General features: G+C 68.7%; 11 protein-coding genes. 3 read left to right on the top strand and 8 right to left on the bottom strand.

The features are described from left to right. Positions 1-4: 4 nt before the first annotated feature. The 4 genes from ilvA to CJ177_RS02480 form a co-directional block, all read right to left on the bottom strand. Positions 5-1,237: a threonine ammonia-lyase gene (gene ilvA / locus CJ177_RS02495; protein WP_005253726.1), complete on the bottom strand. Its 1,233-nt coding sequence runs from the start codon at positions 1,235-1,237 to the stop codon at positions 5-7. Between the two features lie 72 nt (positions 1,238-1,309). Further along, positions 1,310-2,482, bottom strand: a complete 1,173-nt coding sequence (locus CJ177_RS02490) for a cystathionine gamma-synthase (RefSeq protein ID WP_005238973.1) — start codon at positions 2,480-2,482, stop codon at positions 1,310-1,312. Positions 2,483-2,503: 21 nt separating this feature from the next. Continuing rightward, positions 2,504-3,037 carry a hypothetical protein gene (locus tag CJ177_RS02485; RefSeq protein ID WP_061700279.1) on the bottom strand — a complete coding sequence of 178 codons (534 nt, stop codon included), beginning with the start codon at positions 3,035-3,037 and terminating at the stop codon, positions 2,504-2,506. Between the two features lie 103 nt (positions 3,038-3,140). After that, entirely contained in the window at positions 3,141-4,526 is a 1,386-nt protein-coding gene (locus CJ177_RS02480; protein WP_005238969.1) for a cystathionine beta-synthase, read from the bottom strand. 135 nt (positions 4,527-4,661) lie between these two features. Here CJ177_RS02480 and CJ177_RS02475 point away from each other — a divergent pair, with 135 nt between their 5' ends. Continuing rightward, a complete protein-coding gene (locus CJ177_RS02475) occupies positions 4,662-5,684 on the top strand; it encodes an SGNH/GDSL hydrolase family protein (protein ID WP_061041595.1) in 1,023 nt (340 codons plus the stop codon). 107 nt (positions 5,685-5,791) lie between these two features. Further along, the gene (locus tag CJ177_RS02470) at positions 5,792-7,009 is read left to right on the top strand and encodes an acetyl-CoA C-acetyltransferase (protein WP_095867208.1); all 1,218 of its coding nucleotides are present in this window, start codon (positions 5,792-5,794) and stop codon (positions 7,007-7,009) included. Positions 7,010-7,075: 66 nt separating this feature from the next. Here CJ177_RS02470 and CJ177_RS02465 read toward each other — a convergent pair whose 3' ends face one another. From CJ177_RS02465 to CJ177_RS02450, 4 genes are all read right to left on the bottom strand, one after another. Further along, the gene (locus CJ177_RS02465; protein ID WP_061700338.1) at positions 7,076-7,396 is read right to left on the bottom strand and encodes a DUF1330 domain-containing protein; all 321 of its coding nucleotides are present in this window, start codon (positions 7,394-7,396) and stop codon (positions 7,076-7,078) included. Between the two features lie 149 nt (positions 7,397-7,545). Further along, positions 7,546-8,400, bottom strand: coding sequence for a Bax inhibitor-1/YccA family protein (locus CJ177_RS02460; RefSeq protein WP_179443148.1), 855 nt, complete (start codon positions 8,398-8,400; stop codon positions 7,546-7,548). A gap of 163 nt (positions 8,401-8,563) precedes the next feature. Next, on the bottom strand, positions 8,564-9,706 hold the full coding sequence (locus CJ177_RS02455) for a class I SAM-dependent methyltransferase (protein WP_095867207.1): 1,143 nt from the start codon (positions 9,704-9,706) through the stop codon (positions 8,564-8,566). Between the two features lies 1 nt (position 9,707). After that, positions 9,708-10,415: a nitroreductase gene (locus CJ177_RS02450; protein WP_005238958.1), complete on the bottom strand. Its 708-nt coding sequence runs from the start codon at positions 10,413-10,415 to the stop codon at positions 9,708-9,710. Between the two features lie 103 nt (positions 10,416-10,518). Between CJ177_RS02450 and CJ177_RS02445 the strand changes: the two genes are divergently transcribed. Further along, entirely contained in the window at positions 10,519-14,016 is a 3,498-nt protein-coding gene (locus CJ177_RS02445) for a serine/threonine-protein kinase (RefSeq protein ID WP_061700282.1), read from the top strand. Positions 14,017-14,205 lie beyond the last annotated feature (189 nt).

The raw sequence follows: 14,205 nt of genomic DNA, 5'->3' as shown, positions 1-14,205 counted from the left end.
CCGGCTATTCCTGCAGGCGAACTGCGTACTGGGCGTCGCGCAGTGCGTCGAGGAGATCCTGCCGGTGGCCGGGGCCACGGGTCTCGACGGTGAGGAACACCTCCACCTCGTCGAGCGCAAGCGCGCCGCCGGTGCGGGAGTGGACGACGTCCACCACGCTGGCGCCGTTGCCGCTGATCACGCCCAGGAGGCTGACCAGACCACCCGGTCGGTCCGGAATGGTCACGTGCACACCGAGATACCGTCCGGCCGCCCGAAGGCCGTGATTGACGACGTGGGTGAGCAGCAACGGGTCGATGTTGCCGCCGGACAGCACCGCGCACACCTTCCCGGTGAGTCCCAGCTCCTCCGTCGAGCAGCTGATCAACGCAGCCACCGCCGCTGCGCCCGCAGGCTCCACGATGAGCTTCGCGCGTTCGAGGCACAGGAGCAGCGCCCGGGACAGCGCGTCCTCGCTGACCGTCACGATGGCGTCGACCTGCGAGCCGACGTGGGCGAACGGCACGTCGCCGGGCCGGCCGACCGCGATGCCGTCGGCCATCGTCGACATGGTCTCCAGCGGAATCGGACGGCCCTCCGCCAGCGAACGCGGCCACGCGGCCGCCTGCTCGGCCTGGACGCCGACGATCCGCACGTCCGGCCGGGTGGCCTTGACCGCCGCGGCGATGCCCGCGATCAGCCCACCACCGCCGGTCGGGACGACGAGCGTGCCGACGTCGGGTTCCTGCTCGAGGATCTCGAGCCCGACAGTCCCCTGTCCGGCGACGATGTCGACGTGATCGAAGGGATGGATGAGGACGGCGCCGGTCTCGTCCGCGAACTCCTTCGCGGCGACGAGAGCGTCGTCCACCGTGTCCCCGGTGAGGTGGACGGTGGCGCCGTACGCCTTGGTGGCGACGAGTTTCGGAAGTGGTGCGCCGGTGGGCATGAACACGGTGGACGGGATGCCCAGTTCCGTGGCCGCCCAGGCCACACCCTGCGCGTGATTGCCCGCACTGGCCGCCACCACCCCGCACGCCCGTTCGGCGACCGACAGATTCGCGATCCGGTTGTACGCACCGCGCGGTTTGAAAGATCCTGTGCGCTGCAGGTTTTCGCACTTCAGCGACACGACGTGCCCGCATCGTTCCGACAGCGCCCGGGACGCGATCACCGGCGTCCGGCGCATGACGGGGTCCAGCAGCTTACGAGCTGCTCTGATCTGATCCAGCGTGACAGGCTCCACGCGGGCCAGCATAGGGCGCTCCGCGCCCCGTGCGTGGTTAACGAGTCCAGAGGCTCGTCACCCACGCACGGGCGCCGGAGGCGCCTACTTCAGCGCCTGCTCGATGTCGCCCACGAGGTCGGCGGCATCTTCGATGCCGACGGACAGGCGCACGAGGTCGTCCGGGACCTCGAGCAGCGAACCGGCGGTGGAGGCGTGGGTCATGGCGCCCGGGTGCTCGATCAGCGATTCGACGCCGCCGAGCGACTCGGCCAGCGTGAAGATCTCGGTGCGCGAGCAGAAGTCCAGCGCGGCCTGCTTGCCGCCGGCGAGGCGGACCGAGATCATGCCGCCGAAGCGGCGCATCTGCTTCTCCGCGACCTTGTGGCCGGGGTGCGACTCGAGTCCGGGGTAGATGACCTGCGACACCGCGGAGTGCCCGGTGAGCAGTTCGACGACCTTCTCGGCGTTGTCGCTGTGCCGCTCCATGCGCAGGGAGAGGGTCTTGATGCCGCGGAGCGTGAGGAACGCGTCGAAGGGTCCGGGGACCGCGCCTGCACCGTTCTGCAGGAACGCGAACGCCGTGTCGAGTTCCTCGTCGTTGGTGACGAGTGCGCCGCCGACGACGTCGGAGTGTCCGCCGATGTACTTGGTGGTCGAGTGCAGCGCGACGTCGGCGCCGAGCTGCAGCGGCTGCTGCAGGTACGGCGAGGCGAACGTGTTGTCGACGACGATCTTCGCGCCGGCCTCGTGCGCGACGTCGGACAGTGCCTCGATGTCACCGATGTTGAGGAGCGGGTTGGTGGGCGTCTCGACCCACACGAGCTTGGTGTTGGGCCGGATGGCTGCCCGGACCGCGTCCACGTCGGACACCGCGGCGGGCGTGTACTCGATGCCCCACTGGGTGAAGACCTTGTCGATCAGGCGGAACGTGCCGCCGTAGGCGTCGTTCGGGATGACCAGGTGGTCGCCGGGGCGGAGCGCGGCACGGAGCAGGCAGTCGGTGGCGGCCATGCCCGAGCCGAACGCGCGACCGTACGTGCCCGACTCGAGGGCGGCGAGGTTGGCCTCGAGCGGTCGCCGGGTGGGGTTGCCGGTGCGGGCGTATTCGAATCCGTTACGCATGCCGCCGACGCCGTCCTGCGCGAACGTCGAACTCGCGTAGATCGGGACGTTGACGGCGCCCGTCTGCGGGTCCGGGTCGAATCCTGCGTGCACGGCCTTGGTGGAGAACCCCTGCCAGCTGATGTTGTCCGCTTTGCTGCGCTGCTCACTCATGGCCCCCAGCCTAGTGGGGACCTAATTCTCCAGATACTCCGCGATCGCGAACGCGACCTCGAGCTTGGTCGCGTCGCTGACGGAGGGGTCGAGCGCGTTGACGATGATGCTGTGTTCCGGGGTGAGCAGGGCCATGGCCACGACGTCGAGGACCACCCCGCCGAACTCGGCGGAACGGGGGTCGGGGACGACGTTCGTCCCGTTCCGCATCTCGACGAGGACGGCAGGATCCGTCACCTGCGGCTTGACCGACGCGGTGATGGTGCTCATGACATTGGTCGGTCCCTTGGACCACGAGCACGTCGGATCGGTCGAGCCGGGCAGGACGGCCTCGGTGAGATGCGGCCGGTCCGACACCAGCCGGCCGAGTGCCTTCGTCAGCGCGGCGCAGTCAGCGGACGCCCCGGAAGGAGACGTTCCCGAAGACACCGAGTCGACGTCCGACGATCCCGGCTGTGCGACCGCGGCACCCTCGATGCTGTTCCCGCATCCGGCGGCGGCGAACCCGAGCAGGGCGACCGGCACCACCAGAACACGACGTAGACGAACACTCACTGTGATTCCCCCTCACGGACACCGGACCGGTGCCCCGCTGTGCACCGTACGTTCCGTGCGCAGCGGGGACCAGAGTTGTCGTGCCCGGCCCTCGACGTGTCGTCTAGGAGCCGGCGCTGAGGAACCCGAGAAGGTCGTGGCGGGTGATGACCCCGGCGGGTTTACCGTCGTCGACGACCATCAGCGCGTCGGTGTCGCCGAGCGCCTTGGTGGCGGCCGACACGGGCTCGCCCGACCCGATGAGCGGGAACGGCTTGCTCATGTGCTTCTCCACCGGGTCGGCCAGATGTGCGCGTCCCTCGAACACGGCACTGAGCAGGTCGCGCTCGGTGACGCTGCCTGCCACTTCACCGGCCATGACGGGCGGCTCGGCGCCGACGACGGGCATCTGGGACACCCCGTACTCGCGGAGGATCTCGATGGCGTCGCGCAGCGTCTCGGACGGGTGGGTGTGGACGAGGTCCGGGAGTTCGCCGGACTTGCCGCGCAGCACGTCGCCGACGGTCTTCTCGTCGGGCTTGCCGTCGAGCGGGGTCCGGAGGAATCCGTAGGACGCCATCCACTTGTCGTTGAAGATCTTCGAGAGGTATCCACGACCACCGTCGGGCAGCAGGACGACGATGACGGCGTCGGGGCCCTCACGCTTGGCGACCTCGAGTGCGGCGACGACGGCCATGCCGCACGAACCGCCGACCAGCAGGCCCTCTTCGCGCGCGAGACGACGGGTCATCTCGAAGGAGTCGGCGTCGGACACCGCGATGATCTCGTCCGGGATGGACGGGTCGTAGGCGGTCGGCCAGAAGTCCTCGCCCACACCCTCGACCAGGTACGGACGCCCGGTGCCACCCGAGTACACGGAGCCCTCGGGGTCGGCGCCGATGACCTTCACCTTTCCGCCGGACACCTCCTTGAGGTAGCGGCCGGTGCCGGTGATGGTGCCGCCGGTGCCGACGCCCGCGACGAAGTGCGTGATCTTGCCGTCGGTGTCGGCCCAGATCTCGGGGCCGGTGGTCTCGTAGTGGCTCTGCGGGCCGCCCGGGTTGGAGTACTGGTTGGGCTTCCAGCCGCCGGGGAGCTCGCGGGCGAGCCGGTCGGAGACGCTGTAGTAGCTGTCCGGGTGCTCGGGCGCGACCGCGGTGGGGCACACCACGACCTCGGCGCCGTAGGCCTTGAGGACGTTCCGCTTGTCTTCGCTGACCTTGTCGGGGCAGACGAACACGCACTTGTATCCGCGCTTCTGGGCCACCAGGGCGAGGCCGATGCCGGTGTTGCCGGACGTGGGCTCGACGATGGTCCCACCCGGCTTCAGCTCACCGGACGCCTCCGCGGCGTCGATCATCTTGACCGCGATGCGGTCCTTCGAGCTTCCACCCGGGTTGAGGTATTCGATCTTGGCTGCAACGGTCCCGTGGTTCTCCCCGATGACAGAAGAGAGCTTGACGAGAGGGGTGTTGCCGATCAGGTCGACGACGTGTTCCGCGATGCGCATGCCTCCATGCTCCCAGATGCCCTGATCCGATGCTCACAGACGTCCGGCACGGGGGCCCTGATCCGACTAGATTGGTGCGGACGCAGTCCGCTGGAACCCGTGAGATGAGCACCAGGTAGCGGAAAGGTGAGACCAGTGCCCAAGAGGACCTGGCAGAGCGGAGTGAAAGCCGGCGCCGCGGCTGTCGTGGCAGGTTCGAGCGCAGGCACGCTGTCGTGGGCGGCGTACTCCTATCTGATGTCCCAGGCGACGGCGGCCCGCGGTGTGATCGGGCGCAACGTCGCCAAGCCGCCGGAGGCCGACGGCGTCTACTCCCCCGGCGCCGCGGTCCCCGAACGCTGGCTACGGACCGTCTCGTACGACGTCCATCTGATGATTTTCGGCGACTCCACGGCCGCCGGGGTGGGATGCCTGTCCGCGGACGAAGTGCCCGGTGTGCAGATCGCGAGGCGCCTCGCCGACGAGACCGGCAAGCGGATCCGGCTGAGCACCAAAGCCATCGGCGGCGCCACATCCCGCGGACTCAGCGGACAGGTGGACGCGATGTTCGTGGCCGGACCGCCGCCGGACGCCGCCGTGATCCTGGTCGGCGCCAACGACGTGACGTCCAAGAACTCGATTCGGGCGTCGGCGCGCAGGCTCGGGGAAGCGGTCGAACGGCTCCGCGCCCACGACTGCGCGGTCGTCGTCGGAACCTGTCCCGACCTCGGGGTGGTGACCGCGATTCCGCAGCCCCTGCGGACCGTCGTCCGGACGTGGGGGTTGCGCCTGGCCCGGGCGCAGGCGGCCGCGACCAGCGCGGCGGGTGGCCACCCGGTGGCGTTGGCCGACCTGCTGGCGCCGGAGTTCCTGGCGGCCCCCGACCGGATGTTCTCCTCCGACCACTTCCACCCGTCCGCGGCGGGGTACGAATTGGCGGCGATGCAGATCGTGCCCGTTCTCGCGACCGCTCTGGGCATGTGGCACGGCGGACCGCTGCCCGACCTGCCCGAAGTGTCGGAGGCCGCGGAATCACGCAAGCTGTCGACCCGAATGACAGCCTCGCTCAACCGTTTCCTGTGGCGACGCAGTGCCCGGCGACGCTCACCTGCAAGCCTCGACGAGCTCCTCGCGATCGAGGAGGCGTCAGCGTCCAGGACGCGACGGGTCGCTGAGTGAGATGGCGATGTCCCCGGTGCCGCCCGGCAACGTAAGTTGTCGGGAAGGCCACAGAACGGGTGGTCTGCAACACAGCGCAGACCCCCGCAGTTGACAAAGGAGTTTTCATGCCCGAGGCAGTCATCGTCTCCGCAGTACGCTCACCGATCGGCCGAGCCATGAAGGGCTCGCTCAAGACCATCCGCCCGGATGATCTGACGACGCAGATGGTGGCCGCGGCTCTGGCGAAGGTCCCCGAACTCGATCCCACCGAGATCGACGACCTGCTCCTCGGCTGCGGCCAGCCCGCCGGCCAGTCGGGCTTCAACATCGCCCGCGTCGTCGCGGTGGAACTGGGCTACGACTTCCTGCCCGGCGTCACCGTCAACCGCTACTGTTCCTCCTCGCTGCAGACCACCCGCATGGCACTGCACGCCATCAAGGCCGGCGAGGGCGACGTGTTCGTCTCCGCCGGCGTCGAGTCGGTGTCCAGCTTCGTCACCGGCAACGCCGACGGCCTGCCGAACACCAAGAACCCGAAGTTCGCCGATGCCGAGGCCCGTACCGCGAAGCTCGCCGAGGGCGGCGTCGCGTGGACCGACCCGCGCGGGGACGAGCAGATTCCCGACGTCTACATCGCGATGGGCCAGACCGCCGAGAACGTCGCATCGGCCACCGGCATCACCCGTGAGGAGCAGGACCGCTGGGGCGTCCGCTCCCAGAACCGCGCGGAGGAAGCGATCAAGAACGGCTTCTTCGAGCGGGAGATCACCCCGGTCACCCTCCCCGACGGCACCGTCGTGTCCGCCGACGACGGCCCGCGCGCCGGCACCACCTACGAGGGCATCAGCCAGCTCAAGCCGGTGTTCCGGCCGGACGGCACCGTCACCGCCGGCAACGCGTGCCCCCTCAACGACGGCGCCGCCGCGCTCGTCATCATGTCCGACACCAAGGCCAAGGCCCTCGGCCTGACCCCGCTGGCCCGCATCGTGTCCACCGGGGTGTCCGGACTGTCCCCCGAGATCATGGGCCTGGGCCCGATCGAGGCCGTCAAGAAGGCCCTCGCCATCGCGGGCAAGTCCATCTCGGACATCGACCTGTTCGAGATCAACGAGGCGTTCGCGGTCCAGGTTCTCGGATCGGCCCGCGAGCTGAAGATCGACGAGGACAAGCTGAACATCTCCGGCGGCGCCATCGCCCTCGGCCACCCGTTCGGCATGACCGGTGCCCGCATCACCAACACCCTGCTCAACAACCTCCGCGAGCAGGACAAGACGTTCGGCGTCGAAACCATGTGCGTCGGCGGCGGGCAGGGCATGGCCATGGTCCTCGAGCGCCTGAGCTAGGCCCTCCGGGCCCGTGAGTGGTTGACGAGTGCAGAGACTCGTTAACCACTCACGGGCGCGAAGCGCCTACCCGAGGATGTCGGTGGCCTTGTGGTCGGCGTCGACTCCGTCGGCCATTATCACCAGTCCGTCGGAATGCTCGGCGCGGAGCGGGAGGATCTCCCGGTACGCGTCGGACGCGTACCAGCCTTCGAGGTGCTCGCGGTCGGGGAACTCGATGACGATGAACGCGCCTTTGGACGTTCCCTCGACCACGTCCTGGCGTCCGCCGTGGACGATGAACTTGCCGGAGAACGGGCGGAGGGTGCCGTCGATGCGTTCGAGGTATTCGACGATCTGCGGACCCATGTCGACGTTCTCGAGGTGGGCCATTCCGTACGCGCTCATGTCGTGCTCCTTCGGGTGGTGCTGGTTGCTGCACACGACATTCCTCCGCCGGGATACGCGCGTCGATTACCTCCGAGGTAATCGAACCGGGCCCGCACAACAGAGAAGGCCCCCGAGAGCATGCTCTCGGGGGCCTTCTCGTGGAACTGCTAGTCGCTGTTGAAGTAGCTCAGGAGTCGCAGGATCTCGACGTACAGCCACACGAGGGTAACGGTGAGTCCGAATGCGACGCCCCACGCTGCCTTCTCCGGCGCCTGGGCGCGGATCAACTGGTCGGCGGCGTCGAAGTCCAGCAGGAAGCTGAACGCGGCGATGCCGATGCAGACGAGGCTGAAGATGATCGCCAGGGGACCGCCGTCGCGGAGACCGAGGCCGCCTTCGGTGAAGAAGCTGGCGATCACGTTGCCGAGGGCGAGGACGACGACACCGATGAGGGCGCCGATGATCATCCGCGTCAGGCGGGGCGTGACTCGGATCGCGCCCGTCTTGTAGACGACGAGCATGCCGAAGAACACGCCGAACGTGCCGAGTACGGCCTGGGCGATGAGCGCCGCTCCCCCGACTCCACCGAACGTGACGTCGGTGAACATGAACGACAGGGCGCCGAGGAACAGGCCCTCCGCCACCGCGTAGGCGAGAACGATGCCCGGGTTGTCCATCTTGCGGCCGAACGTGGCCACGAGGACCAGCACGAGACCGACGAGGCCACCACCGATGACCAGCGGGGTCGCGAGGTTCGCGTCGTTGTTCACCAGGAAGTAGGAGATGATCGCCGACACCGTGAGCACGCCGAGCGTGACACCCGTCTTGGTGACGACGTCGTCGATGGTCATCGAACGGTAGTCGGGGCCCGTCCGGTAGGGCTCGGCCTGCGTGTACTGCGGCTGACCGAACTGCTGCGTGACCTGCGCTGCGCCGGCCGTCGTAGATCCGAACGAGGCGTATCCGCCGCTGCCCTCTTGTTTGGGCAGGTTGCGGAACACCGGGTTACTGGTGGTGCGCACCGTGCACATCCCTTCTCGTGGCTCGCCGGGTGGATCCGGGTTTCTTGTACGTTGAACGTCCCGCACCCACCGCAAGTTCCCGTTCGTCGCTTTCGGGTCGGACAATTCGGACTCTACCGGTGCCGTGGGGACACCCGCCAGACGAGGCCGGTCGGCGTGGCGGTCAGGCCACCGACCGGGTGACCGTGAATTTGGGATTCCGGCCGACCACGTCGGTCGGACCGACGAGCCGCTGCAACCGGCCCCGGTATCCGAGGTGCGAGTTGTACACGGTCCACAACTCGCCGCCGGGCCGGAGGACCCGCCCGGCTTCGGTGAACATCTTCGACGCGCCACCGGTGTGGACGGCCGCGCCCACGTGGAACGGCGGGTTGCACAGGACGACGTCCTGGCTGTCGGTGGCGAGTGTGGACATGGCGTCGTCGCGCAGCGTGCGGACCCGTCCGTCGAGTCCGTTGGCGCGGGCGGTGGCGGCGGCAGACGCCACCGCGGCGGAGGACTGGTCGGTGGCGATCACCGACACCTCCGGGAGGAGCCGGGCCAGGCTGACGGCGAGAATGCCCGTTCCGCAGCCGAGGTCGACCGCGGCGCGGGCCCGGGGGTTCACGCGCGGAAGGAAGTCGAGGAGATACCGGGTCCCGATGTCCAGCTTGGGGCCGGCGAACGCGGCCCCGTACGAGACGACGTCCAGCCCGATCTCGGCGAGATGATCGGTGACGGGGTACGTCTGCTGCGCCACCTCCACCGGACCGCTCGCGATCAGCACCCGCGACTTCTGCCTGCCGAGGGTCGCGCGGACGTCGGAGAACGAGCGACCGAGCACGTCGTTCATGGCGGTGGAGATGTGCTTGTTGCGTCCGCCCGCGTAGACGACGACGGACGGGTCGGCGTGGCGGGCGATCGCCTCGGCGACCTCGGTCAGTTCGCCGAGGCTCCGCGGCAGCTGCATCAGCACGACGGTTGCGCCCGCGAGCAGCTCCTCAGACAGCGCGCACGACCGGTACCGGTCGGCGAGCCCGACCGTCGCGGCGTTGGCGGCGAGCGCCAGTTCGCCGGTCAGCGGGTCCTGGTGCACGCGGATCCCGGTGGAGCCGTGCGTCGCCGCGGCGCCGAGGGTGAGCGCACCGTAGTGGTCGCCGATCACGGCGAGCGTCCCGGGGCGCGCTGCCGACAGTGCCGCCGCGGCCTCGTCGAGGATCAGCCGGTCGGCGGCGTCGACGGCCGTCAGGTTGGGGGCTTCGACGTCGGGACGGCGGCGGAGGCGGGCGAACAGGGCGTCCCGGTCGAACACTTCGGAGTCGAGCACGTTACTGCGACACCCACTGCGCGACGTTGGCGACGGGTTCCCGGTGGGTGCGGAATCCGTTGACGGGGTTCTCGGTGTCGGGGTAGCCGAACGAGATCGCGCAGACGACCCTGCGGTCCTCGCCGAGCGAGAAGAAGTCGTGGATGAACCGCGAACTTCCCGCGACGGCGGCCTGCGGAATGGTCGCGACCCCGAGGCTCTGCGCGGCGAGGAGGAACGTCTCGACGTACAGGCCGCAGTCCACGGCGCCGTACGTGCCGAGTGCTTCGTGGGTGGTGACGATCGCGACGTGCGGCGCGCCGAACAGGTCGAAGTTCTTCATCGTCTGCTCGGCCGACGCGGCCCGGTCGCCGGGCGCGATGCCGACGCTGGAGTACAGCTGCATGGCGCACTCCCGGCGGCGTTGCTTGTGCTCGCCGACGTATTCGCGGGGCCACTCGAAGTCGGACTCCTGCGGGTGGGTGCGGACGTACTCCGCCAGCCCGGAACGGAACCGCTCGGTCCCCTCCCCCTCGGTGATCGCGACCTGCCACGGCTGCGTGTTGCACCACGACGGCGTCTGCTGCGCGAGCTCGAGGATCCTCTCGATCACGTCGCGCGGCACCTGCGTCGGTAGGTAAGCCCTGCAACTGATCCGCGCGTCGAGGAGCTGGGCCAGGGTCCGCTCGGCCAGGCTCGTGTCCGCTGTCGCAATACCGGTATCCGTCACCGTCGAATTCTCCTCGGGTCTACTCGTTCTCGAACACCGCTCTCTGTGTCGTGCGACCGCGATATGCTGGCGTCAGTGCACCGAGAAGGTGATTTCATTGAGTGTGCCACGACACCCGGAAAGCAGTTCCGGGCCGACCGACTCGGATCCGCAGGCTACCAAGCGGATCGTCGTGACCGACATCGTCGCGGAGCTGTCGTCGGAGGGATTCGACGACGCCCGCGAGATCGGCCGGGGAGGGTTCGGGGTCGTCTACCGCTGCCTTCAGACAGCGCTCGACCGCACGGTCGCGATCAAGGTGCTGTCCTCCGATCTGGACGGCGAGGACCGCGAACGCTTCCTGCGGGAACAGCGTGCGATGGGAAAATTGTCGGGGCATCCCCACGTGGTCGACATCCTGCAGTCCGGGGTGACGCGCAGCGGCAGGCCGTACATCGTGATGCCGTACCACTCGCGCAATTCGCTGGACGCCTGGATTCGCCGCGAGGGGCCGCTGCCGTGGAGTGAAACGCTGCGCGTCGGTGTGAAGCTGGCGGGCGCTCTGGAGACGGCGCACCGGCTCGGTACCCTGCACCGCGACGTGAAACCCGCCAACATCCTGCTCACCGGATACGGCGAACCGCAGCTCACGGACTTCGGCATCGCGCGGGTCACGGGTGGATTCGAGACCACGTCGAGCATGATTACCGGGTCACCTGCGTTCACGGCGCCGGAGGTCCTCCGGGGTGACGCACCGTCCGCGGCTTCCGACGTGTACAGCCTGGGCGCCGCCCTGTTCTGCCTGCTCACCGGGCACGCCGCGTTCGAGCGGCGGAGCGGGGAGCGGCTCGTCGCGCAGTTCCTCCGCATTGCGACGCAACCGGTTCCGGACCTGCGGGGCGAGGACATTCCCGACGACGTGTGCGCGGCCATCGAGCGCGCCATGTCCGAGGAACCGACCGACCGCCCGGCTTCGGCCGCGGAATTCGGCCAGGAACTCCGCGACATCGAGCGCAGGCACGGGCTCGACGTCGACGAGATGGCGCTCCCCGCGGCGGCCGACGAGTTCCCGCGCACCGAGCACACGGCGGCGCCGACCACGCAGTCCTCGACGTCCGGGCACAGTCGCAGCTACCGTCGGCGGTCGGGTGCCACTCCGCCGAGCGCCGCGGCCCGCTTCCGGCCGCCGACCCCGATGCGGTCCCTGGTGGAACGCACCCGTCTCCTGGATCTGCTCCGGCTGGGTCAGCGGAGGCGGTTGACGCTCATCCACGCACCCGCCGGTTTCGGGAAGAGCACGGTGGCCGCGCAGTGGCGCGACGTGCTCATCGAGGACGGCTCCGCCGTCGCCTGGCTGACGGTCGACAACGACGACAACAATGTCGTGTGGTTCCTGTCCCACCTCGTCGAAGCGATCCGCCGGGCCGAGCCGACCCTGGCGGACGAACTGGGTCAGGCGCTCGACGAGAACGGTGCCGAAGCGGAACGGTATGTGCTGACCTCGCTGGTGAATCAGGTCCACGACAGCAGGCGCCACGTGGTGGTGATGATCGACGACTGGCATCGCGTGACGTCGCCCGACACCATCGCCGCGATGGACTTCATCCTCGAGAACGGCTGCCACCACCTGCAGATGGTGGTGAGCAGCCGAAGCCAGGCAGGACTTCCGCTGGCCAAGATGCGGGTGCGTGACGAACTCGTCGAAATCGATTCCGTGGCTTTGCGCTTCGACCTCACCGAGTCGCAGCGGTTCCTGGTCGACCTCGGTGGACTGCATTTGGAGGACTCCGACGTGGAGGCGCTGGAGGAGACCACGGACGGGTGGGTCGCGGCGCTGCAACTGGCATCGCTGTCGCTGCGTGATCGCGCCGATCCCGGCGATCTCATCCGGCACATGTCGGGCCGCCACCATGCGATCGGTGAGTACCTGGCGGAGAACGTGCTCAGCACACTCGAGCCTGCGCTTCTCGACTTCATGCTGGCCACGTCCGTCACCGAGCGGGTCTGCGGCGACCTCGCCTGCGTGCTGGCGAACGTGACCCGCGGTCAGGCCCTGCTCGAACAGGTCGAATCGCGCGATCTGTTCCTGCGCAGCCTCGACGAGGACCGGGAGTGGTTCGAGTACCACCACCTGTTCGCCGAGTATCTCCGCCGACGCCTCGAGCGCGATCATCCGTCGCGCGTGGCGGACCTGCACCGCGCGGCCGCGCACTGGTTCGCCGACCACCACTACGTCAGCGACGCAGTGGATCACGCGTTGGCGGCGGGTGATCGCGACGTGGCTGTCGCGGTGGTCGAGGAGCAGGGCATGTACCTGGTGGAGCACTCGCGGATGGTCGCGCTGCTCGGCCTCGTCGACAAGTTGCCGCGGCCGCTGGTCGAGTCCAGTCCCCGCATCCAGATCGCGGTCGCGTGGGCGAACATCCTGCTGCAGCGGGTGGCGCCGACGCTGCGGTCGCTCTCGCTGGTCGCGTCGACCCTCGAGTCCTCGAAGCTGAGCGAGACCGAACAGGCGGACATCCGCGTGGAGGCCGACATCGTCCGCGCCGTGATCGCGGTGTCGTCCGATCGCATCGCGGGAGTTCCCGACCTCATCGCGGAATGTCTGGCCCGCCCGGAAACCCTACGCGCGTGGGTGGTTTCGGCGGGGTCGAATCTCGCATCCGCCGTCGCGATCGCCCAATTCGATTTCGTGGAGGCACGCCGCCTGCAGGAGTGGGCCACCGGGTACCACCAGCGGACCGTCGGACCGTTCAGTACGATGTACGGGTACTCCTTCGCCGGCATCGCCGCGATGGAACAACTCGACATCGCCGCGGCCGAGGACAACTTCCGGCTGGCCGTGCAGACCGCGACGAAGTCGGCAGGCACCCACTCACATGCCGCACGACTTGCAGGCGCACTCCTCGGCGAGCTGATGTACGAACTGGGCCATCTCGACGAGGCCGAACGACTCCTCGACGAGAGCTACGAGCTCGGGCCCGAGGGCGGCATAGTCGATTTCATGATCGCCCGCTTCGTCACGGGCGCACGGCTGAAGGCGGGGCGCGGCGACGTCGTGTCCGCCGCCCGCCACCTCGACGAGGGCGCGTCCGCGGCGGCGTCGCTGGGACTTCCCCGGCTGCGGGCCCGGGTCGAGAACGAGCGGGTCCGGCTCGGTCTGCCGGCCTCGCCCCAGCCCCCGGCCACTGCCGGGAAGGCCAACCGCGAACCCGATTTCGGTTTCGCCGAGATCGTCGCGCAGCTCGACGACGCCACCGAGATCCGGAAGCAGTCGGCCGACGAGCCCGACGTCGCGTGTCGCCGCGCGGAGGAGTGGGTGCGCAGGGTCGAACGGGAGAGTCGGCCGAGGGCGGCCATGCAGGCCAGTCGCCTGCTCGTCGCATGCCTGGTCGCGGCGGGCCGGGTCGACGAAGCGAAGCCGGTGCTGGCGTCCATCGCCGCGACGTGTGCACGAATCGGCTTCGTGCGCTACCTGATCGACGGCGGACCGCGCATGGTGCCCGCGCTGACGGCACTCCTCGAGGACAAGCGAGCCGGCCGCTGGCAGTCCGACTGGCCGGATGTTCCGGAAGAGTTCCTGGTTGCGGCGCTGGAGACGCAGACAGCGGTCGAGAGTTAGCGTGCGCTTTCTTGACTAATTCAAGAAACGATGGTGCAGTGTGACCGTGAACACACACGAGGGCGGGAGACGGCCACCACCACGTCGCGTCCCGTGAGTGTGGTTCGATCCGCGACGTCGACTGTCCATCGGCGAAGCCTCTTGCCCGACAGCCAGTTCCAGATAACCCACAGCGACAGCCAGCAACGA

The organism is Rhodococcus sp. ACPA1 (genome assembly GCF_002300195.1).
Lineage (GTDB): Bacteria > Actinomycetota > Actinomycetes > Mycobacteriales > Mycobacteriaceae > Rhodococcus_F > Rhodococcus_F opacus.
The sequence above is the reverse complement of the archived record's forward strand: the minus strand, read 5'-3'. Positions and strand labels throughout refer to the sequence as shown.